The organism is Arthrobacter sp. NPDC057388 (genome assembly GCF_042668165.1).
Taxonomy (GTDB): domain Bacteria; phylum Actinomycetota; class Actinomycetes; order Actinomycetales; family Micrococcaceae; genus Arthrobacter.
Window position 1 is genome coordinate 41,880 of the sequence record NZ_JBHVBL010000013.1, and the last position, 22,155, is coordinate 64,034.

General features: G+C 68.3%; 17 protein-coding genes. 10 read left to right on the top strand and 7 right to left on the bottom strand.

From position 1 onward, the window contains the following. Nucleotides 1-10: 10 nt before the first annotated feature. The 5 genes from ACFUTU_RS08655 to ACFUTU_RS08675 all read right to left on the bottom strand — a co-directional run bounded on the left by ACFUTU_RS08655 (nt 11) and on the right by ACFUTU_RS08675 (nt 6,548). The gene (locus tag ACFUTU_RS08655) at nt 11-1,798 is read right to left on the bottom strand and encodes an ATP-binding cassette domain-containing protein (protein ID WP_377963194.1); all 1,788 of its coding nucleotides are present in this window, start codon (nt 1,796-1,798) and stop codon (nt 11-13) included. Beyond that, complete coding sequence (locus ACFUTU_RS08660) at nt 1,791-2,672, bottom strand: ABC transporter permease (RefSeq protein ID WP_377963196.1); 882 nt, start codon at nt 2,670-2,672, stop codon at nt 1,791-1,793. Before ACFUTU_RS08660 ends, ACFUTU_RS08655 begins: the two co-directional genes overlap by 8 nt. Beyond that, nucleotides 2,665-3,606: an ABC transporter permease gene (locus tag ACFUTU_RS08665; protein WP_377963198.1), complete on the bottom strand. Its 942-nt coding sequence runs from the start codon at nt 3,604-3,606 to the stop codon at nt 2,665-2,667. Before ACFUTU_RS08665 ends, ACFUTU_RS08660 begins: the two co-directional genes overlap by 8 nt. A gap of 31 nt (nt 3,607-3,637) precedes the next feature. Continuing rightward, entirely contained in the window at nt 3,638-5,185 is a 1,548-nt protein-coding gene (locus ACFUTU_RS08670; RefSeq protein ID WP_377963200.1) for an ABC transporter substrate-binding protein, read from the bottom strand. Between the two features lie 145 nt (nt 5,186-5,330). Then, complete coding sequence (locus ACFUTU_RS08675) at nt 5,331-6,548, bottom strand: MFS transporter (RefSeq protein WP_377963202.1); 1,218 nt, start codon at nt 6,546-6,548, stop codon at nt 5,331-5,333. A gap of 217 nt (nt 6,549-6,765) precedes the next feature. On the opposite strand from ACFUTU_RS08675, the gene glgX reads away from it, so the two are divergent. From glgX to ACFUTU_RS08690, 3 genes are all read left to right on the top strand, one after another. Then, nucleotides 6,766-8,916, top strand: a complete 2,151-nt coding sequence (gene glgX, locus ACFUTU_RS08680; protein WP_377963204.1) for a glycogen debranching protein GlgX — start codon at nt 6,766-6,768, stop codon at nt 8,914-8,916. Between the two features lie 305 nt (nt 8,917-9,221). Then, nucleotides 9,222-10,139: a hypothetical protein gene (locus ACFUTU_RS08685; RefSeq protein ID WP_377963206.1), complete on the top strand. Its 918-nt coding sequence runs from the start codon at nt 9,222-9,224 to the stop codon at nt 10,137-10,139. Nucleotides 10,140-10,143: 4 nt separating this feature from the next. Next, entirely contained in the window at nt 10,144-10,839 is a 696-nt protein-coding gene (locus ACFUTU_RS08690; protein WP_377963208.1) for a class F sortase, read from the top strand. Nucleotides 10,840-11,116: 277 nt separating this feature from the next. Here the strand turns inward: ACFUTU_RS08690 and ACFUTU_RS08695 are convergent, their stop codons facing one another. Continuing rightward, nucleotides 11,117-13,099 carry an amino acid transporter gene (locus ACFUTU_RS08695; RefSeq protein ID WP_377963210.1) on the bottom strand — a complete coding sequence of 661 codons (1,983 nt, stop codon included), beginning with the start codon at nt 13,097-13,099 and terminating at the stop codon, nt 11,117-11,119. 434 nt (nt 13,100-13,533) lie between these two features. Here ACFUTU_RS08695 and ACFUTU_RS08700 point away from each other — a divergent pair, with 434 nt between their 5' ends. Further along, nucleotides 13,534-14,925, top strand: a complete 1,392-nt coding sequence (locus ACFUTU_RS08700; protein WP_377963212.1) for a TrkH family potassium uptake protein — start codon at nt 13,534-13,536, stop codon at nt 14,923-14,925. Continuing rightward, nucleotides 14,918-15,610, top strand: coding sequence for a potassium channel family protein (locus ACFUTU_RS08705; RefSeq protein ID WP_377963214.1), 693 nt, complete (start codon nt 14,918-14,920; stop codon nt 15,608-15,610). Before ACFUTU_RS08700 ends, ACFUTU_RS08705 begins: the two co-directional genes overlap by 8 nt. A 12-nt stretch (nt 15,611-15,622) precedes the next feature. Here ACFUTU_RS08705 and ACFUTU_RS08710 read toward each other — a convergent pair whose 3' ends face one another. Next, nucleotides 15,623-16,000, bottom strand: a complete 378-nt coding sequence (locus tag ACFUTU_RS08710) for a hypothetical protein (protein ID WP_377963216.1) — start codon at nt 15,998-16,000, stop codon at nt 15,623-15,625. Nucleotides 16,001-16,339: 339 nt separating this feature from the next. Between ACFUTU_RS08710 and ACFUTU_RS08715 the strand changes: the two genes are divergently transcribed. From ACFUTU_RS08715 to ACFUTU_RS08735, 5 genes are all read left to right on the top strand, one after another. Next, a complete protein-coding gene (locus ACFUTU_RS08715; RefSeq protein ID WP_377963218.1) occupies nt 16,340-16,951 on the top strand; it encodes a hypothetical protein in 612 nt (203 codons plus the stop codon). A 169-nt stretch (nt 16,952-17,120) separates the two neighbouring features. Then, a complete protein-coding gene (locus ACFUTU_RS08720; RefSeq protein WP_377963220.1) occupies nt 17,121-17,903 on the top strand; it encodes a YcnI family protein in 783 nt (260 codons plus the stop codon). 280 nt (nt 17,904-18,183) lie between these two features. Continuing rightward, nucleotides 18,184-19,665, top strand: coding sequence for a PepSY-associated TM helix domain-containing protein (locus tag ACFUTU_RS08725; protein ID WP_377963222.1), 1,482 nt, complete (start codon nt 18,184-18,186; stop codon nt 19,663-19,665). 98 nt (nt 19,666-19,763) lie between these two features. After that, nucleotides 19,764-19,940, top strand: a complete 177-nt coding sequence (locus ACFUTU_RS08730) for a CsbD family protein (RefSeq protein ID WP_377963300.1) — start codon at nt 19,764-19,766, stop codon at nt 19,938-19,940. Nucleotides 19,941-20,720: 780 nt separating this feature from the next. Continuing rightward, nucleotides 20,721-21,824 (top strand): glycoside hydrolase family 3 N-terminal domain-containing protein, encoded by a 1,104-nt coding sequence (locus tag ACFUTU_RS08735; RefSeq protein WP_377963224.1) that lies wholly within the window; start codon nt 20,721-20,723, stop codon nt 21,822-21,824. Nucleotides 21,825-22,155: the final 331 nt, after the last annotated feature.

The window sequence follows — 22,155 nt, forward strand, 5'->3', positions numbered from 1 at the left end:
GTGTGGATCCTTAAGCGTCCGGGGTGCTGGCAAGTTCCAGGGAGCGGGACCGCTCCGGCCCGCCGCCAATGAGCACCGGCGTACGAAGGGCTGTGGCAATGACCCGGTGGGCACATGCCGCCAGATCGCCGCAGGCCACGGGAGCCGTGCAGGCTGACGGCTGGACGAGGGCCGCAGCCACCAGTTCGCGGCTGTGCGCGTGCTGCGGGCTGGCGAAGAAGTCGGCGGTGGGTGCGAGTTCCACCAGTTCCCCCCTGTACAGCACGGCCACCCGGTGGCTCATGTACCGGATGACGTTCATGTCGTGGGAAATCATGATCAGCGACAGCCGGCGGTCCCGGTGCAGGCGCAGCAGCAGATCCAGGACCTTGCGCTGCGTCACGGCGTCCAGCGCGGACGTGGCCTCATCGCAGATCAGCACATCCGGGTCCAGCAGCAGCGCACGGGCGATGGTGAGCCGCTGCAGCTGGCCGCCCGAACACTGGCTCGGGTACCTGTCCAGCAGCCCGGGTTCCAGCTCCACATCCATGACGGCCTGGTGAATGCGCTCCCGCCGCTCCTCCGGAGTGCGGCTCCGCTGCCGCAGCAGCGGGGCTTCCAGGCTGGCGAACAGTTTCATCCGGGGATCGAAGGCGTCGTGCGGTTCCTGGAAGACGAGCTGCACCTGCGTGCCGCGGAAACCGGCGCCGCGGGCAGCGGGACGGGAGCTGCCGCCGTCGTCGTTGCCGTCCCCTGGGCGCAGCGTCCGGCTGATGGTGCCGCGGTCCGGGGACTCGACGTCCACCAGCAGCCGCGCCAGGGTGCTCTTTCCCGAGCCGGACTGGCCCAGCACGCCAAGGATCTCACCTTCCCGGAGGCCCAGGGAGACGTTCTCCAGGGCCGGCCGGGCAGACTTGGCGGCACCAAGGCGCCCGGCCGCGGCGAAGCGCTTGGTGACTCCGTCCAGGGCCAGGACGTCACGGGAAGGTGCGGTGCCCACGGCGTCCCCGGCGGCCTCAATGCGGCGGCGGGTGAGGGCGCACGCTTCCAGCAGCTCCCGGGCGCAGTCGGTCCGGGGCGCGCCGAGGACGGTCCGGGCGGGCCCTTCCTCCTGGACGCGGCCGGCGTCCATCACCACCACCCGGTCGGCGAACGCGGACACGGTGGCGAGGTCGTGGGTGATGTAAAGGACCCCGAGCCCGTGCACGCGCCGCTGGGTGTCGATCAGTTCCAGGATCTGCCGCTCCAGCACCTTGTCCAGCGCGGACGTGGGCTCATCGGCCAGCAGCAGCTCCGGCTGCCCGGCCATGGCCACGGCCAGCATGGCCCGCTGCGCCATGCCGCCGGACAGCTGGTGCGGATACGCCCTGGCAATCCGGGCCGGGTCATCGAAGCCGACGCCGGCGAGCAGTTCCTGGGCTTCCGCTGTGGCCCGGCGGCCGCGCAGGCCCCGGTGCAGCTTCAGCGGTTCCGCCAGGTGGCTGCCGATGGTCATGCGCGGGTTGAACATCCGTTTGGGCTGCTGGTACAGCATCCCGATCCGGCCGCCCCGCAGCCTGTTGAGCTCCGCGCCGCCCGCCTGCAGCAGGTCCGTGCCGCCCAGGCTGACGGATCCCGAGTCCACCCGGATCTGCGGCGGCAGCAGCCCCAGGACGGACAGCGCGGTCATGGTCTTGCCGCTTCCGGACGCCCCCACCAGGGCAACAAACTCGCCGGGTGCCACGGAGAGGCCGACGCCGGAAAGCACCGGCCGCGCAGACGCGCCGGCGGGGGTCGGGGCGCTGAGGTGCAGGTCCTCGATGAGCAGACCGTCAGGCACGGGTCACCTCGTTTGCAGGGGCGGGTGCCGGGGCAGGTGTTGACGCCGGAGCCGGCGCGGAGGCCAGCAGCAGCCTGCTGCTGGACATGCGGGCCAGGTGCTGGCCGATGAGGGTGACGCACAGCGCGACGGCGAAGATCACCAGGCCGGGCGCCAGGATGGTCATCGGCGACCGCACCGCGTACGGCTGGGCCGCGGCAAGCATCGAGCCCCAGTCGGATTGCGGGGGCTGCACACCGAGGCCCAGGTAGGACAGGGCGCCGACGCTGATCAGGAACTGCCCGAAGCGGAGCGTGGCCTGGCCCAGGAGCGGGCCGGCGAGGTGCGGCAGGATATGCCGCCGCACGGTGAACCAGGGGGTGCAGCCCAGCACGCGCGCGGCCTCGATGAAGCCGCGGGCGGAGACGTCGTAGGCCAGCGCCCGCGCGAGCCGGGCGAAGGGTGTCCAGCCGGTTACGGTCAGGGCGAGCAGCAGGGACGGGTAGCCCGCTCCCAGCGCCGCCACCAGGAACAGCGCCACCACCATCTCCGGCATGGCCAGCAGGATGTCGTTGGTGCGGGTGAAAAACTCGTCCAGCCAGCCCCGCCGCCGGGCGCTGAGCACGCCGATTGCCGTGCCGATGACGGCGGTGAGCACGGTGGCGAGGGCGGCGATGGTCAGGGAGAACCGCCCGCCGTCGAGCAGCCGGCTCAGGGTGTCCCGGCCCAGGTGGTCGGTGCCCAGCCAGTGGGTTCCGCTGGGTGCGGCCAGCCGGGAGGCAAGGTCCTGGCCCGCGGGCGGATAGGGCGCGATCCAGTCGGCCAGGGCCACGGACAGGACTACCGCGGCGAGGACGCAGGCGGCGATCCGGACGTGCAGGGGAAGGTTACGCATGCCGCATCCTGACCTGGGGGTTGAGGAGGCCGTGGACCAGGTCCGCGGCCGTGGTCAGCAGGACGGCCAGCCCGACGACCACCACCACCGCTCCCTGTGCCAGCGGGATATCGCTGTTGAGGACCCCGTCGAACAGCAGCCGTCCCATGCCGGGGATCGCGAAGATCACCTCGACGATGACCGACCCGCCCAGCAGGCCAGCGAACCATACGGCCGCCAGCGTGGTGAGGGGCAGCAGGCCGTTGGGGATCACGTGCTTGCGGACGGTATGGAAGTAGCTCAGCCCCCTGCCCCGGGCGGCGGTGACGTGGTCGGCGCCGAGTGCATCGAGCATTCCCTCGCGCACGGCGGACGTGAAATGGCTCGCCGGACGCAGGGCGAGGACCGCCACGGGCAGCACGGCCGACGTCGGGCCTTCCCACCCCGCCGAGGGCAGAACGGACAGTTCCAGCGCGAAGACCAGCACCAGCATGGGCGCCAGCCAGTACTCCGGCATGGCGACGAACGCCTGCGAGACGGCGGTAATGGCCTTGTCCGCGGCGCGGCCCTCGTTGAGCGCGGCGGCGATGCCCAGGACCACGGCAATGAGGGCCGCCGCGGCGAGCGTCATGACCACCAGGCTGAGCGTGACCCAGAGGGCGGGCAGCACCTGGTCCACCACCGGGGTGCGGCTGGTGTAGGACAGGCCCATGTCCCCGCTGGCGAAGCGCCCCAGCCAGCGCAGGTACTGCGTCCACAGCGGATCCTGCAGTCCCAGCTGCGCGGCCAGCGCCTGGACCGCAGAGTCGTCGATCGCGTCCCCGGCCACCCGCGAGCGGATGATCTTGCGCACCGGGTCGCCAGGGGTGACGTACGGGATGAGGAACACCACGAAAGACGCCAGAAGAACGGCGACCACCAGGGCCGCCGTTCTCCTGGCGAGGAACAGCATCATGCCGGAGCCTGGGGTCCGCTACCGGGGAAACTCACGAGCCGGACTTGGCCGATTCCGCCCGGAGCACATAGCGTGCCAGCGGGTCCTGGACGTGCGCCTGCAGGTCCGTGCGGACGGCGTCGATGGCCTGCTCGTTGACCAGCCACACGTTCACGGCCTGGTCCTGGAGGATCTGGCCGGCCTCCGCGTACAGCCGGTAGCGCTCCTCGGCGTCGGCCGTCTTGGCTGCCTGGTTGACCTTCTTGTCGTAGTCCGCGTTGCAGAAGTGGCTGAGGTTGTAGGTGCCGTCGCAGGTGTAGTCGGCGGTGAGGAAGCCGATGGGGTCCGCGATGTCGATCAGGCGGTTGCGCTGGCTCAGCACCATGTCGTAGTTGCCGGAGAGCAGGTCCGGCTCGACGGCGGCGTATTCCTTGGTGGTGATCTTCACCGGAACGCCCACGGCCTTCAGGTTCTCCTGGATGACGGTGGCCACGTCCGCGAACTCGGCGCGTTCCACGATCGCGATGATCTCCAGCGGCCGGCCGGCGGTGTAGCCGGCGGAGGCGAGCAGTTTCCTGGCGGCGTCGAGATCCTGCTTCGGTGTCCCGGCGCCCTTGATGGCCCACGGCTCCGACGGCGCGAAGGGCCCGGTGGCGGGGATCGCGGCGCCCTCATAGACGCTGGCGGCCAGCGCATCCAGATCCAGGGCCGAGTGGACCGCCTTGCGGAAGTCGACGTCGTCGAACGGGGCCCTGCCGTTGTTCATGTACAGGGTGGCGGTCCGCGGCGAATCCGCCTTCAGGACCTTGACCTTGGAGTCTGACTCCAGGGCGGCGAGGCCGGAGACCGGGATGGACAGCGACACGTCCGCCTCGCCGGTCTGGACCTGCGCGGTGCGGGTGGCACCGTCGGTGATGAACCTGATCTCGGCACCGGCGAGCTGCACCTTCCCGCCCCAGTAGTCCTCGTTGCGGTCCAGGGTCAGGGACTGCTTCGGCTTCTCGGACACGGGCTTGAAGGGGCCGGTGCAGTGGCCGAACGGATCGACGGTTGCGCCCTTGAAGGCGGCCGGGGAGAGCACGCCGGTGTTGACGCTGGCCAGCCGGTAGGGCACCAGCGGGCTCTCGGTCGGGGTGGTCACGCGGACGGTGTGCTCGTCGACGGCCTTGACCGCCTTCACCACCTTCGGGCTGAAGGCGCGGGCCGGAACCTCGGCGTCCAGGACGTTCTGCAGGGACGTCACCACGGCTTTGGCATCGAGAGCGGCGCCGTCCTGGAACCTGACGCCCTCACGGATCGTGAAGTCCCACTCGAGGTCGGAGACCTGCTTCCACTCGGTGGCGAGCGAAGGCACGATCTTGCCCTGCGTCTCGTCGTAGCGCGTCAGGGTCTCGAGGCAGCCGGACAGGGACAGGATGTAGGCGGCGTCGCTCTCCAGCGCCCAGTCCGCCACGGGTGCGCGGAAGTTGTCGACGACGATCCGCTGGTTGGGGTCCGCGGCCTGGCCGGATTTGCCGGATTCGCCGCTGAAGCCGCAGGCGGACAGGGAGAGGAGCGCCACGAGTCCCACGGACACGGACAGCGGGAAGGAAGAGCGCAACGGATACCACCTAGATATTGATTTGCCTGTGACGCTGCAGGCGAAGTGAAACGGCCGGAGGGCCAAGCTGAGTGTAGGCTAACCTAACTTCTGCTCCCAAACCCGGCGTCCCGCCGTCCTAATATATCAGTCGGGTTGTTTGGCGTCAGTAATTGCGCCGGTGCTTAAGCCTGGGAAGCACGACGGCGAAAACACCTGCCGCCGCAAACCCCAGTACTCCTGTGGCCGTCACCCCGGCGCCGAGGGAGGCCGCGGCCGTCACCGCGGAGAGGAGGACCGGCCCGCCGGTGGACCCGGCGTCGGCCATGAACCGCCAAAGGCCCAGGAACTGCCCGCGGCCGCGGTTGGGCGAGTAGTCGGCGCCCAGGGTCATCACCAGGCCGGAACTGATCCCGTTGCCGAAGCCGATCAGCAGGGCCGCCAGCAGCAGGCTGGTGAACCCGCCGGTCAGCGGAATCAGTACAAGCGCCACGCCCATGATCAGTGTCGAAGGGATGGCCACCCACTGCCGGCCGCGCCGGTCCATCACCTTGCCGGCCGGGTAGAACACCAGCATGTCGATCGCACCGGAGAGCCCGTAGACCAGCGAAGCATGGGTGGGGTCCAGGCCCAGGTGGTCGGCCCAGAGCGGGATCACCACCTGGCGGGACGCGCGCAGGGCGCTGAGCAGCAGGATGCCCGTGCCCGCCGTCAGGAAAACGCCGGCGTGTGAAACGGCCACGCCGCGGAGTGTGGGCTCCGGGCCGGTCTGGGCGGTGTGCCCGTCCGCGGCCACGAGGTCTGGGACGGTCACGGCCAGCACCGCGGCGGCTGCCATGCCGGCCACGCCCACCCAGTAGGCACCGCTGATCCCGACGAACGCCATGGCAGCGGCGCCAATGAACGGACCGATGAACGTGCCGATGCGGCTCACCCCGCCCAGCGTGGACAGGGCACGGGCGCGGAACTCCACCGGCACCGCTTCCGTGAGGTACTTCTGCCGGGCCAGGCTGAACACCGCGGCGGACATTCCGACGACGGCCATCGCCACCGCAAGCAGCCACAGTCCGTTGCCGATCACCAGGGACATGCCGGCGGCCAGCAGGGCCAGCGCCCCTGCGGCGGCCGCACCCACGATGGACCACCGTTCGCCGAACTTCAGGGTGATCATGGAGGCCGGGAGGTTGAAAAACCAGGAGCCGAGTCCCATGAGCGTGACGATCAACGCGGCCACGGCGACGGATGCGCCCAGTTCCCGGGCGGACAGCGCCACCACCGGCAGGATCGCGCCCTGGCCTATGCTGAACAGGAGGGCGGGGCCGAAGGCCGGAACGGCGATGCCCCGGAGGCTGAAGGGCGGGCTGTCTGGCGGCGGCGGGGTCATCACCTTCATCCTAGGCGCGGCCGGGACGGCTGCCCGCGAAAACGCCTCCCTGCGAGGCGGGAATCACAAACAATTTGATATACATCTCCCCCGGGGCCCCTATCCAGCTTGGCGAATCCAGTAAGCGTGCTTAGCCTTGAGTCAGGACGAGGCGCGCGGACCCTGACCGGACATCGACGATGGTTCGGAAAACAACTGAACAGCCGCAGGAGTAATCATGGAAGTTTGGCCGGGCAGCGCGTATCCACTGGGTGCGACCTTTGACGGGATGGGGACGAACTTCGCACTCTTCAGCGAGGTGGCCACCGCCGTCGAGCTGTGTCTTATCGCCGGGGACGGCACCGAAACGCGCGTGGAGCTCCTCGAGGCGGACGGGTATGTGTGGCATTGCTACCTGCCCCAGATCCAGCCCGGGCAGAAGTACGGGTACCGCGTCCACGGGCCATACGATCCCTCCAGGGGCCAGCGCTGCAACCCCAACAAGCTCCTCCTTGACCCGTACGCCAAGGCCGTGGCCGGGCAGGTGCACTGGCACCCGGCGATGTTCTCCTACAACTTCGGTGACCCCTCCTCCCGCAACAACCAGGATTCTGCACCGCACACCATGCTGGGTGTGGTGATCAACCCGTTCTTCGACTGGGCCGGTGACCGCCCGCCCCGCATCCCCTACCACCGCTCGGTCATCTACGAAGCCCACGTCAAGGGGCTCACCGAGCTGCATCCCGAGGTGCCCAAAGAGCAGCGCGGCACCTTTGCCGGCGTCTCCCACCCTGCCGTCATTGCCCACCTCCAGCGGCTGGGCATCACGGCCATCGAACTGATGCCCGTGCACCAGTTCGTCAATGACGGGACGCTGCAGGAAAAGGGCCTGAGCAACTACTGGGGCTACAACACCATCGGTTTCTTCGCGCCGCAGAACACGTACAGCTCGATCGGCCAGATGGGCCAGCAGGTGCAGGACTTCAAGGCGATGGTCCGCACCCTGCACCGTGCGGGGATCGAGGTCATCCTCGACGTCGTCTACAACCACACAGCCGAGGGGAACCACCTCGGGCCCTCCCTGAGCTTCCGGGGCATCGACAACGCCGCGTACTACCGCCTGCTGGCGGACGACAAGCAGTACTACATGGACTACACGGGCACGGGCAACACCCTGAACGTCCGTCACCCGCACTCCCTCCAGCTCCTGATGGATTCACTCCGGTACTGGGTCACCGAGATGCATGTGGACGGGTTCCGCTTCGATCTGGCTGCCGCTTTGGCCCGGGAGTTTTACGACGTCGACCGGCTTTCCACCTTCTTTGAACTGGTGCAGCAGGACCCGATCGTGTCGCAGGTGAAGCTGATTGCCGAGCCGTGGGACGTCGGGCCCGGCGGTTACCAGGTGGGCAACTTCCCGCCGCAGTGGACGGAGTGGAACGGCAAGTACCGGGACACGGTGCGTGACTTCTGGCGGGGAGAGCCGGCCACGCTCGGTGAGTTCGCCTCGCGGCTGACCGGCTCGGCGGACCTGTACGAGCGGTCGGGGCGGCGTCCGGTGGCGTCCATCAACTTCGTCACCGCGCACGACGGCTTCACGCTCCGGGACCTGGTCTCCTACAACGAAAAGCACAACGACGCCAACGGTGAGGGCAACCGCGACGGCGAATCCCACAACCGCTCGTGGAACTGCGGTGTGGAGGGCCCGACGTCGGACCCCAAGGTCCTGGCGCTGCGGGCGCGGCAGCAGCGCAACTTCATCGCCACCATGCTGCTTTCCCAGGGCGTGCCGATGATCACGCACGGTGACGAGCTCGGCAGGACGCAGCAGGGCAACAACAACGTGTACTGCCAGGACTCCAGGCTCAGCTGGATCAACTGGGACACCGTGGACAAGCCGCTCCTGGACTTCACCGCCGCGGTGAACCAGCTGCGCGCCAAGCACCCCACGTTCCGCCGCAGCAAGTTCTTCGACGGCCGGCCCGTGCGGCGCGGCAAGGGCGAAAAGCTGCCGGACATCGTGTGGCTGAACGAGGCGGGCATGGAAATGCTGCCCGAGGACTGGGGCCGGGGCTTCGGCCGGACCATTGGTGCCTTCCTCAACGGCGACGGCATCCAGGGCCGGGACGACCGCGGCCGCCGGATCACGGACGTCAACTTCCTGCTGTACTTCAACGCGCACGACGACGACATCAAGTTCACGCTCCCGTCCGGAGAGTTCGCCGAATCCTGGGACATGGTGATCAACACCGCCGGGACAGGAGTGGACCGCGGACCCATCGACGCCGGCTCGGTGCTGAAGGTGGCCGCCAAGTCGATGGCCGTGCTGCGCGCCCGCGACCTGTCCCAGCCCGAACCCAACCTCTCGATAGCCCCCGGCCTCGCCTAAACCCTTCCGCACCTCCCGCCGCCTCTTCCCCAACCCTTCCTCACCTCCTGTCGCCTTTTCCCCAACCCTTCCGCAGTGATGTTTGCCACGGTCGGCATTGATCGGTATTTTTGCTTTCACAGCGATCTTCCGGGCGGCATTCAGGTAACTGAGGTCTCGCTGTCGTACTTCGGTTGATTAGCAGCATGAGCGTCCCTCCCGCCTGGTCCCGTGGAATCTCAGCGGCAACGGGTAGGCCGTTCTGTCGCGTGCTGAACCGCCGGGGCTGGCCCGGCGACCATTCAGTGTTTGGGGGGACGCAGACCATGACCGCAGCATCCAAATGGGCAGCCGCTGGTTCGTCGGCAGCCGTGTTGGCGGGCGGGCTTTTCCTCGGAGCCCCCTTAGCCGCCGCAGCGCCCGGGGATCCCGCGTGCGTACAGGCTTCAACCCAGTTCGAGGCCGCGCTCTCCGCCGCCGGCATCACTGAGGCCACAGTTGCAGATCTCGAGTCCAAGGCCGCAATCGCCGCGGACGCCGAAGCGCTTTACCTGTCGATGGTCGAATCAGCCGGAGCGATCCCCGCGGCCGAACTCGGGGCTGCACAGGCCGTGCTGGACGACGCCGTAGAAGCGACGGCTGCCGCCGAAGCGGCAGAGGAAGTGGCCGAGGATTCGGGTGATCCGGCCGCCATCACTGCTGCCCAGGAAGCCACGGCAGCAGCCGAGCAGGCCGAAGAGGAAGCCCGGAAGGCCGTGGCGGACCTGACAGCGGCATACGACGCGGCCATCAGCACGCCGGACATCATCGCAGCCCAGGACGCCTCTGACGCCGTGGCGGCCGACTTCGACGCCGCACTGGCTGCCGTCTCGCTCGACGAAGCTTCCGCAGCCGACCTCGCGGGTCTCTTCGAGGCCTTCCTGACAGCCTGCAACCCGGACTCCCCGGGCACCGATCCCGTCATGCCGCCGGCGGCCCCGCCTGTCGCCGGGCCGGTCACTGGTCCCGTCACCGGCCCAGGAAGCACGACGCCGGACGTCGCCAACCCGGTCGACCTGCCTAACGCCGGGGGCGGCAATCCGGCAATCGCCACGAACAGGGGCCTCAACGTGCAGACCGCGGCGGAAGCCGAGCCGGGAGTGCATCCCGGGCTGGCGCTCCTCGCCGGGCTGCTCGCGGCCGGCATCGCCGTTCCCGCGGCGGTGGCCCTGAGGATGCGCCGGCTGGAGCGCACGCCTAAGTAAGCCCGTGGCTCCGCAATCTGGCACCGACCCACGCCGTCCCCTCCGCCGGCGCTGGCTTGCTGTGCCTGCTGTTGCTGCCGCCGGCCTCGCGGCGGTTCTCTTCCTGGCGCCGTCGAACGCTCTGCCGCCGGACGGGGGCGGCAGCCCCGCCGTCGTGCCTTCACCGGCAGCCTCCCCCATCATTCCCACAACGGCTGCCCCCACAGCCGTGGCTGCCCCAAGTGCGATGGCCAACCGCAAGCCGGTCCGGCCGCTGGCTGCGCCGCCCACGGCAGTGTCCATCGGCGCGGCCGACCTCAACGTGCGCGTTTTGCCGCTGACTCCGAGTGCAGAGGACTTGGCTTCGGAATCGCTTGTGCCGCCACTGACTCTCGACGCGTACTGGTTGACGGGCTACGGCATCCCAGGCACGGGTTCGACCAACACGACGTACATCGTGGGGCACAGCTGGGACGGCCGGGATGCCCCGTTCAATAGGCTCAGCGACAGCTCGCTCGTGGGCAAGGCACTGACGGTCACCACTGCAAAGGGCGCGCTGGAGTACGTCGTGGATTCGGTGACGACGCACGATAAGAACACGCTTAAGGACAGCGACATTTGGAACGTCGTGCCCAACCGGGTAGTCCTGATCAGCTGCTACACCGAGGACCCGTGGGGCAAGAACGTGGTGGTCGCGGCCTCCCCTGCGCCGAGTTCCTGACCCCGGACGCTTCCTCACTTCTTGTCGCTTGCATCCAGACGCTTCCTCACTTCTTGTCGCTTGCATCCAGACGCTTCCTCACTTCTTGTCGCTTACATCCAGACGCTTCCTCACGGTGTCTGCGAGGAAGGGTTGGGAATCACGCGACCAAAAGTGAGGAAGGGTTGGGAATCAGGCGACCAAAAGTGAGGAAGGGTTGGGCAGAAGCCGACGGGACGTGAGGACGCGTCGGGAGAAACCCGGCAGAAAGTGAGGGAGCGTCCGGAGGGAGGCCCGGCTAGCCGACGTGGATGCCGGGGCGGCGGTCGGGGTCGGGTTCGTTTTCGCGGATGATTTCCCGGACTACGGGGGCGGTGTCGCCGCGGCCCAGGAGCAGGTAGCGCATCAGGTGTGCCAGCGGGTTGCCCTCGGCCCACTCGAAGTACGCGTGCGGGCGGACCCCGGTGGCGGCGTGCAGGGCCAGCAGGATCGCGGCGATGGCGTTCGGAGCGGCCGGGCTGTTCGCCCGCAGGACACGGTGCCCCGCCACCTCCACGCCCCGGACCGTGAGCACGTCGCTGAAGCCCGACGGGTCCGTGATGTCGATCTCCAGGAACATCACGTCAGCCGTGCCGGGCACGGGATTGTTCTCCCGCTGCGCGGCTTCCTTCTCCGCATACTCCGCAGCATCCCTGGCCTGTGGCCGGTTGGCGATGATGTTGATCCGGCCGTCGTAGTCAATCGTGTCCGTCACGAACCGCCGCGCGGCCTCGTCGAACTCGATCCGTTCCACCCGCAGCTCGGTGGTGCGCGAGACACGGGAGACCAGCGAGACCACCACGATGCCCAGGATGAAGAACCCGGAGATCGCCAGGCCGTCCGGCTTCTCGATCACGTTCTCCACCAGCGCGTAGAGCATCACCAGGGTCAGGACGGTGAAGCCGACGGCGGCCCCGCGCTTATTTTTCCGCGCCGCGGAGATGCTGACGGCCACCGCGCCGGAGACCATCATCGCCAGGATCCCCGTGGCGTAGGCGCCGGCCTGGGCGTTGACGTCGGCCCGGAAACCGATGGTGATGAGGATGCTGATGGCCGTGTATACCAGCACCACGGGGCGCACGGCCCGGGACCAGTCGGGCGCCATGCCGTAAGAGGGCAGGTACCGGGGCACGATGTTGATGAGCCCGGCCATCGCGGACGCACCGGCGAACCACAGGATCAGGATGCTGCTGATGTCGTACACGGACCCGAAGCCGTTGCCCAGCCGCTCATGCGCCAGGTACGCGAGCGCGCGGCCGTTCGCCGGCCCGCCCTCCTGGAACGCCGGGGCCGGGATCAGCACGGTGGTCACGAAGCTGCTGCCGATCAGGTAGACGCTCATGACCACGGCCGCCGTCGTGAGGAGCTTGCGTGTGTTGCGGATCCGGTTCCGGAGCATCTCCTCGGGCGTGGACCCGGCGGCCTTCACCAGGGGCATCATGCTGACGCCGGTTTCGAAGCCGGAGAGGCCCAGCACCAGCAGCGGGAACGCGAGTACCGCCGGGCCGGCTAAATTGAAGAAGCCGCCGCCAAAAGAGCCGAGTGCAGCGATCCAGGCAGCCACGGCACCTGGCTGGGTGACGGCGTCGTAAATCCCGGCGCCGATAATGATCGCGTTGAGCAGCAGAAAGACGCCCACCAGCGGAATGGCCACGGCCACGGCCTCCGAGAAGCCCAGCAGGAACACCCCGCCCAAAATCAGCAGCATCACCACGGTGATGAGGACGGCCTGGCCCTCGAGGAACGGCGGCAGGTACGGGTTCTCCAGCATGTGCACGGTGGCGTCTGCGGCGGACAGCGTGATGGTAATGATCCACGACGTCGCCACGAACCCGAGCAGCACCAGCACGAACACCTTCCCGCGCCAGAACGGCAGCAGGTTCTCCAGCATGGCCACGGACCCCTGCCCGTGGGGGCTCTCGTGCGCCACCCGCCGGTACATCGGCAGCATGCCCAGCAGGGTCAGCGCCACGATCAACAGCGTGGCCAGCGGCGACAACGCCCCGGCGGCGAGAGCGGCAATGCCCGGCAGATAGGACAGTGTGGAGAAGTAGTCGACGCCGGTCAGGCACATGACCTTCCACCAGCTCTGCTGGTGCCCGGCCCCTTCCTCGGATTCCGGACCCACCGGCTGGTGCACCTTGTGTTCCAGCAGCCACCGCGTGAACGCGCCGCCGGGGCCGTTTTCCCGCTCCGGGTTGGGCACACTGGCCGGAACAGAATATTGGGCTGGTGCGGTCATGAAATGTCTTTCTGGAAATTGGTGCCGGTATTGCGGAAGGGTCAGGGATCGGGCGGCGGGACGTGAGGAAGGGTCAGGGATCAGGCGACGAAAGGTGAGGAAGGGTTTGCCCGCCGCCGGACCATGGGAGGGCGTCCGACCGCGGGGGCTACTTCGTTGCTCTGATCAGCCGGTAGATCATGTAGCCGGTGACGCCGATCCCGAGGATCAGCCACAGCAACGGGGCGTTTTGGGTCAGCATGGCAGGACACGGCCTTGCGTGCTTGAGGTGGCCACGGGGTCCTTCGATTCACATGGGCAGTTTGCTGATGACCACGGGAGCGTAGCACCGGCGGGATTGCCAAAAACGCCAAAAGCGGGGATTCTTAACGCTTTCTTAACGCCTCATCCTTCACACCGGCCGCGGGGAATTCCACGGTGGTAGCGTGACGCCTATGCGCGACGTTCCTGCCCCGAAGGCCCGGCCTGCAGGCACCGTCTTCCCGCGCATCCTCAACGTCTTCGCACCCCAGCACCCGGCCCAGGTGATCGTGCTCGGCTTCGCCGCCGCCGTCGCCGTCGGAACGGGCCTGCTCATGCTGCCCGTCTCGCGGAACGGCCCCGGTGGTGCGCCCTTCCTGGATGCCCTGTTCACCTCCACGTCCTCGGTGTGCGTCACGGGTCTGATCACCGTCGACACTCCCGTGTACTGGAGCGGCTTCGGCAAGGTGGTGATCATTAGCCTGATCCAAATCGGCGGCTTCGGCGTCATGTCCTTCGGCACGCTCCTGGGTGTGCTCATGGCCCGCCGGCTGGGGCTGCGCTCACGGCTGTCGGCGGCCGCGGAGATCAAGAGCACGGGCTTCGGCGACGTGCGGCGCGTGCTGCTCGGGGTGCTGGCCATCAGCCTCACCGTGGAGATCGTGCTCGCCGGGATCCTGGCCGCAAGGCTCGTCGCCGGTTACGGGTACGAGCCCGGCCGTGCACTGTGGCACGGGGTTTTCCATTCGGTGTCCTCGTTCAACAACGCCGGGTTTGCGCTGCACACGGACAACCTCATCGGCTTCGCGGGCGACCCGTGGATCTGCCTGCCCATCGCGGCCGCGGTGATCATCGGCGGCCTCGGCTTCCCTGTGCTGTTCGAGCTGCGGCGGCAGTACCAGCGGCCCATCCACTGGAGCATGAACACCAAGCTGGTCCTGGTGGGCACGGCCGTCCTCCTCACGGCAGGCACCGTCTTCCTTACCGCCGTCGAATGGTCCAACCCGGCCACCCTCGGCGCGCTCAAACCCGGCGAGCGCGTCCTGGCCGGCTTTTTCCAGTCCGTCATTACGCGCACGGCCGGTTTCAACAGCATCGACATCGGCCAGATGCACCCGGTGTCCTGGATGGGCATGGACATCCTGATGTTCATCGGCGGCGGGCCGGCCGGCACGGCGGGCGGCCTGAAGATCACCACCTTCAGCGTGCTCTTCTTCATCCTGCTGACCGAACTGCAGGGCGGCACGGCGGTGAACATCTTCGGCAAGCGGCTCTCCCGCGCAGTGCACCGGCAGGCGATCACGGTGGTGCTGCTGGCCATTGCCCTGGTGGTGGGCTCCACGATGTTCCTGATGCTCATCACCGACTTCGGCCAGGAACGGATCCTGTTCGAGGTGGTCTCCGCGTTCGCCACGGTGGGCCTGTCCACCGGCATCACGGCCGCCCTGCCGCCGGCCGGCCAGGTGGTGCTGATCCTGCTGATGTTCGTCGGCCGCCTCGGCCCGGTGACGCTCGGCGCCGCCCTGGCCCTGCGCGAACGCCCACTGCTCTACGAATTCCCTAAGGAAAGGCCCCTCATTGGCTAAGAACCTCTTCTCCCGTTCATCCGATTCCGCGGGACAGGCGGACACGGTGGTGGTCATCGGGCTGGGCCGTTTCGGCGGGGCGCTGGCGCTGGAGCTCGAGGCGCAGGGCACCGAGGTGCTCGGCATCGACGCCAACGAGGAGACCGTCCAGTCCTACAACGGCCGCCTCACCCACGTGGTCCGGGCCGACTCCACCAAGGAGGAGGTACTGCGCCAGCTCTCCGTCCACGAGTTCGACCGCGCCGTGGTGGGAATCGGCAGCGACATCGAGGCGAGCATCCTCACGACGTCGCGCCTCCTCACCTTCAAGAAACCGCAGATCTGGGCCAAGGCCATCAGCGAGCCGCACGCCGAGATCCTCAACCAGCTCGGCGTGAACCACGTGATCCGCCCCGAGCACGACATGGGCAAACGCGTGGCCCACCTGGTCCGCGGCTCGCTGCTGGACTACGTCGAGTTCGAGGACGACTTCGTCATGATCCGCACCAGCCCTCCCACCGAGGCCCGCGACCGCCCGCTCGGCGTGCTGGGCCTGCGGGACAAGTACGGCATCACCATCGTGGCGGTCAAGCGCCCCGGCGGGATCTGGGGCCACACCACCGCGCAGACCGTCCTGTACGACGACGACCAGATCATCGTGCAGGGCAGCAAGACCCAGGCGGAGCGCTTCAGCAACATGGCGTGACCCTGCGTGCCTTTACCGGGTGGCCGGCGCCTCGATAAAGATCAGCTGGGCCAGGCTGGTGACCGGCTTCCGCCGCCTGGCAGTCTTGCCGACGGCGTAAGCCGGCTTCCCGGCGTCGTGCTTCAGTTCGCCGCTGGAATGCGCGCCGTTGGAACGTCCGACGGCGGCTGCCGCCTGTCCCGCCGGAACCCGCCGCACGCTGAGCTGCTCAAGATCCAGCAGCCGCCGGGTGCCGGTCCGGGCGTCGATGATCCAGAACAGGTCGATGTCCCGGAACGTGCTGCTCACGGTCCCCTGGTGCGCCAGCCGGCCGCGGTGCCACGCCTCGACCACGTCCCCGATCTCCAGCTCGGCGCTGGACTGCACTTCGAGCCCCTTGTCTTGGTTCACAGCCGGTCCCCCTCCATTGGATTGTTGATGACACCAGCCTGCCCCAGGGAGTTTTCTAAAACGTTTCGGGTTGATGTTTACTATGCGTCATCGCCGTTTCCGGTTCCACCCGCGAGCGCACCACGCCGCCCTTGCTGCGGGCCCACCCGTCCGCGGTGCCCTTCGCGGGCCAAATCGCGCCGGCGCACAAGGTTTTTCCACGCCGACGTTCCTACTGTCAGAATCAGTAGGAACCAATTTTCGTCATAAAGGCAGCGGCGTGTGATTCACGTCATACCATTGCGGGAAGTGCATTCCGCTGCTGACGCCAATGTCGACGCCCAGGAGAAAGGACAGCCCGTGAAGCCGCACGCTTCGTTCCGCCTGTTCCGCTCCGGGCTGATCGGCTCCGTCGTCCTGGGGCTGGCCGCCGGCGGCCACCTCGCCGGCGGAGGGCAGCTGCCCGAACCCGCGATCCTCGCGGCCCTGTGCGCCGTGACCATGGTTCCGGTGGCGGCGCTGACCCGCTTCAGGCTGGCGCTGCCGGTACTGATCGGGCTGCTCGGCGGCGGACAGGCCTGGCTGCACTGGGCGTTCGACGCCATGTCCGCAGGCACTCCCGCAGCGGTTTCCCCGGCAATGCTTTCCGAACACGCCGGACACGCCCCGGCCGCGCTGAGCCACGAGCCGCTGATGCTGGCCGGGCCAGCCCACGGATCTGTACCGGACGGACTCATGTTCACCGCCCACGCCGTCGCCACCCTGGTCACGGCGCTGCTCCTAGCCCGCGGCGAGCAGGCCCTCGCGGCACTGGCCGACTGGCTGAGCCCGCTGTTCCAGGTCCCCGAACCGGCCCTCATCCTTCCCGTCCGCACCCCGCTGGCCCGCTTCGCGGCACCGCTGCTTCCGCCCACGCACCACTCGGTGCGCCTGCCTTCCCGGCGCGGACCCCCGGTGCCCGCCGCCGCCTAGAGCCAGTTCCTTTCGCTCCTTTCAAGCAGGGCCTTCTTTACCCGGGCTCCTTTTCACGCAGGGCAGGAACTTCCGACGGCGGCTCTTCCGCTTCCCGGACAGGCCCACCGGCCTGCCATTCCTGACCCCTAAAACCTGTGAAACTGACGCTTTGAAAGGCGCATCTGCCATGAACACCTCCCTTCGCCGTACCCTCAAGAGCACCGCGACGGCCGCACTCGCGGCCGGATTCCTGGCCGCAGGTGCGGCCGCCGCATCCGCCCACGTCACCGTGGACCCCTCCGCCACCGCCGAGGGGGGATTCACCAAGCTCACGTTCAGCGTCCCGAACGAATCCGAGACCGCCAAGACCAACCGGCTCGAAGTGAAGCTGCCCACGGACACCCCGCTGACCTCGGTCTCGGTCAAGCCGATGGACGGCTGGAAGGCCCAGATCATCACCAGCACGCTGCCCAAACCGGTCGAGGTTGGCGGGGCCACCGTGACGAAGGCGCCCACCAGCGTGGTGTGGACTGCTGACGCCGCGCACCAGATCGGGCAGAAGGAGTTCCAGACCTTCACCCTGTCCGTCGGGCGACTCCCCGCAGCCGGCACCACGCTGACCCTGCCGGCGGCGCAGGGCTACACGGACGGGACCACCGTCAACTGGGCCGACGCCGCAGCCGAGCACCACGACCACGCGGCCGCAACGCCAAGCGCGGCAGGCTCCGCGCCCGCCTCTGAAGCCAAGGAGTCCCGCCCGGCGCCGTCGTTCGTCACCACGGCGGCCGAAAGCGAAGGCGCCCACGCCGAAGCCACTCCCGCCGCTACTCAGGCCTCCGCCGTGGCACCGGCGTCGCCTGCCTCGTCCGGGGGCGACACCGCCGGCTGGGTCGGCCTTGGAGCCGGCCTGCTGGGCCTTGCTGCAGGTGTGACGGCGCTGGCCCGCACCCGCGCCAGCCGCGGCAACTAGGGTTTCCGGGCGCCTGGGCAGGCAACCCGCCCAGGCGCCTGTTGGCACTTTAGCCCTTACTCGCTGAGTAGCTCCTCATCCGCATGATTGCATGAGGGGTTCCTTGGTGCTCCCCAAAAACGCTTCTCGCTGCCCGGATGCGTTCTGCCCCGGCTCATTCTGCCCGGCTGTTCTGCCGAGGTGCGTTCTGCCCAGCTGCGGGACGTCCCGGAGCTGCCACGCGCCGTCGTGCCGTAAAAACGCACACCCGCAGCGCCACCAGTCCTCGAAAGACAAAACCATGACCCTGTTAGCCAACCCCCAAGAATCCACCCAGCCGGCCCCGCCGGACATTGCTCCCGCCGGCACTAACGCGGAAAGCCGCGGCTGGTTCCGCGCGTTCATGCTCCGGCTGCACTTCTACGCCGGAATCCTCGCCGGCCCCTTCCTCCTCATCGCTGCGGTCAGCGGCGGCCTCTACGCCATCACGCCGCAACTCGAACAGGCCGTCTACGCCAAGGAACTGCACGTCCCTCCGGTCGACCGGCCCCTGCCGCTCTCAGCCCAGGTCCGGGCGGCCATGGATTCCACTGGAGGCGCCTCGCCCATCGGCGTCCGTCCGGCACCCGGCCCGGAAGACACCACGCGGGTGCTGTTCGCGGACCCCGCCCTGGGCGAATCCGAGTACCGGACCGTCTTCGTTAATCCCGGCACCGGCGAAATCCGCGGAGACCTCACCACCTACGGCAGCAGCGGTGCGTTGCCGATGCGCACCTGGATCTCCAATCTCCACCGGTCCCTGAACCTTGGCGAACCCGGCCGGATCTACAGCGAACTGGCTGCCTCCTGGCTGTGGGTTGTGGCGCTCGGCGGCCTGGTCCTGTGGATCGACAGGATCCGCCGACGCCGGACAGCACCACGGAAGGCCCGCCCTCCTGCCGGCCGGGCCAGGACAGTCTGGCTCCACGGCACCACCGGAACCGTCATGCTCGCCGCGTTCCTGTTCCTCTCCGCCTCCGGCCTGACCTGGTCGGCCCACGCCGGCGACAACATCACGGCGCTGCGGACCGGCTTGGGCTGGCTGACCCCCACAGTCTCCACGGCGCTGAATGGCGAGGCCTCCGCCCCGGCCAGCGACCACTCCGGTCACGGCTCGGCGGCACCCGCCGGCGCGGCAGCAGACCCGGCAGCCTATGATGCCGTCCAGCGGATCGCCCGTGCGGACATCATCACCGCGCCCATGATCGACATCAAGTCTCCCGCGAAAGCCGGCACCGCCTGGACCGTGACCGAGGCCGGCCGGGAATGGCCCGCCACTGCCAGCGCTGTCGCCGTCGACCCCGACGCCGGCAAAGTCACCAGCCGCGCCGACTTCAAGGACTTCGGATTGGCAGCGAAGCTGACCCGCTGGGCCATCGCGGCGCACATGGGGCTGCTCTTCGGCCTGCCGAACCAGCTGGTCCTGCTCGCAGTGGCCCTGGGCCTGGCGGCCATGGTGGTGTGGGGGTACGTCATGTGGTGGAAGCGGCGCCCCACCCGGGGCGGCGCCTGGACCATGGGCCGGCCGGCACCCCGGGGAGCTTTCATCCGCGGCCACTGGGCAGGCGTCCTGGCCGCGATGACGGTCATGGTCCTCGTGGGCATGTTCCTGCCGCTCCTGGGCTGGAGCCTGCTCGCCTTCATCCTCGTGGACACGGTGATCGGGGAAGCCATGCGCCGCCGTCGTTCTCCCGAACCGGAAGCGGCCGCCGCAGAATTGCAGGACGAAGCTTTGGCCCGCTAACCGCAGGGTGGGCATGGCTGGCCCGGCCCGCCGTCGATAAACTGAAAGTGGCCGCCGCGGCAGCAGGCCGCCCCGGCCTTCCCGAACAGGAGGTCATGATGGGTTTGGGTGACAAGATCCACAACGCCGCCGCAAAACTCCACGGCAGAAGCCAAGAAGCAGCCGGCCGCGCCAGCGGAGACGAACGGCTCCGGTCCGAAGGCAGGGCCCGCCACATCAGGGCCGACCTCAAACAGGCCGGCGAAAAGATCAAGGACGCCTTCAGGAGGCACTAAGGTCCCGATTTAGAGCTCGAGGCCCTGTCCGGTAAGAGCGGACAGGGCCTCGCCGCGTGTCCGGCCATTGCGGCCTTTCAGACGCCGGGCGCTCAGACGTGGGGCGCTTCTACGCGGGCGCAAACGTGCGGCGTGCAAACGCAGGGAGGCGTTAAAAAAAACGTTAAGATTCCCGCCGCCACGGACGGGAGTGCTGTTGCTGCGAAGACTCGCACAGTACCTTGGATCCATGCCGTCCTGCGATGGCCCCCAACACCGCAGGGCGGCATTTCCATGCCTGCGGCCATGCTCCCGGTCCGCGATGGCACGGGATTTACCAAAAATGGCCGCTGGCCGTTTCCGGATGACCAAAAGTGGTCGCCCTGCGCCATTCCCAGGCGGCACTTTTCGGCAATTTCACGTGCAACGCGGGCCAACCGACGCCGGATACGGATGGCTGACGCCGCGGCAAGGCCAGCTCCCGCTCGGCGGAGAGGGCGTACTCTCGTTGGTATATGAGCTTTACCGCAAGGCCGTGGGATCATGCGTCATCTGAGTAATTTGGCAGTCCTGGGAGCAACACTCCTGCTGGTTCTGTCCGCAGCGGGCGGGCCGCCCCAGTCCACGGCAGGCACGCCACTGCCGGCAGCAGACCCGCACCTCCCAGCGGCAGCGGCCCATGTCCTTTCCGCAGCACACCGTGCCGCGCCGGCAACAGATCACCCTGGGTCGGGACAGCATGCCGTAAGCCGACCCGCTCCAGTCCGGACCGCCCCCGCCACGACCCAAGCCGTTCAAAGCGTGGCCGCGGCTGTCCCCCGCGCCCTGCAGTCCGCCGTCGTCCGCCATGCAGCTGTGGTGGCGGACGCACTCACGCCAGCCCAGCAGCTGGCCCGGCTCACCCTGCCGCAGCGGGTGGGCCAGCTGTTCATGGTGGCGGCCACTGCCACCGGGGCTGACGCCAACACTATGTCCAGCCTGACGCGGTTCCATGTCGGGAATGTCTATCTTGCGGGCCGCAGCCGTGCTGGCACCGCCGCGACGGCAGCCGTAGTCCGGAGGATGACGGCCACTGTGTCGGCAGCCACCACCGGAGGCGTCCGGCTTGCCGTGGCGACCGACCAGGAGGGCGGCTTCGTCCAGGTGCTCCGCGGACCGGGGTTCTCAACGATCCCCACGGCTCTGGCTCAGGGAAGACAGACGCCGGCGGCCCTCCAGGCGAACGCCCGCGTGTGGGGAAGCCAGCTGCGGGCGGCGGGTCTCACCATGAACCTGGCCCCGGTAATGGACACGGTGCCCAGCCCGCAGTTCGCCCCGCGCAACGCGCCCATCGGGTTCATTGGCCGGGAGTACGGGTTCACGCCGCAGTCGGTCTCTGCCCATGGCGGCGCCTTCGCGGCCGGAATGCGCCAGGCGGGCATCGCACCTGTGGTCAAGCATTTTCCCGGCTTGGGCCGCGTGGTCCTGAACACGGACACCAGCCGGAACGTCAAGGACACCGTCACCACGAGGACTGACCCCTACCTGCTGCCGTTCCGGGCCGCGGTTCAGGCGGGAACCAGGTGGGTCATGGTTTCGAGCGCCTATTACACGCGCATCGACGCCGCCCGGATTGCACCGTTCTCACCGGTGATCATGCGGACGATGCTGCGCTCGGAACTGCACTTCACCGGCGTCGTGCTGTCCGATGACCTGTGCAGCGCCCAGCAGCTGGGTCCCTGGTCCCTGGCCAACCGGGCCGCAAGCTTCGTCAATGCCGGCGGGACCATGCTGCTGTGCGCGAACCCCCGCTCCATACCCGTCATGTACTCGGCCGTGCTGCAGCTCGCCCAGCACAATTCCGCTTTTGCCGCCAAGGTCAACGCCGCCGCCCTGACGGTGCTGACGGTGAAGGCCGGGAAGTAAAGGGCCCTGCCGGAGAGTGGCGCGGCCCTTCCCGACGACGGATGCCCGCCCCTGGACGCGGAATTACCAAAAGTGGCCGGTTGAAGGAGCTCTGTTGCCAAAAAGGGCCGCTTAAATGGGCTTTCAAGCGGCCCTTTTTGGCAACGCAGCAAGGCACCCACCCTCCAAGCGGCCCTTTTTGGCAATACGCCCCGGCGAAGGAACACAGTGAAGCGCGAACGGACACCTGCGCCCTCTTGTGAAGGGGCCCCAGTGTGCCGTGGGCCGGGGGGGTGGGGGCGCCACAGTGCGGTGGCGCCCCCCCCGGCACGGCGAGCCCCCACCCGGCGCC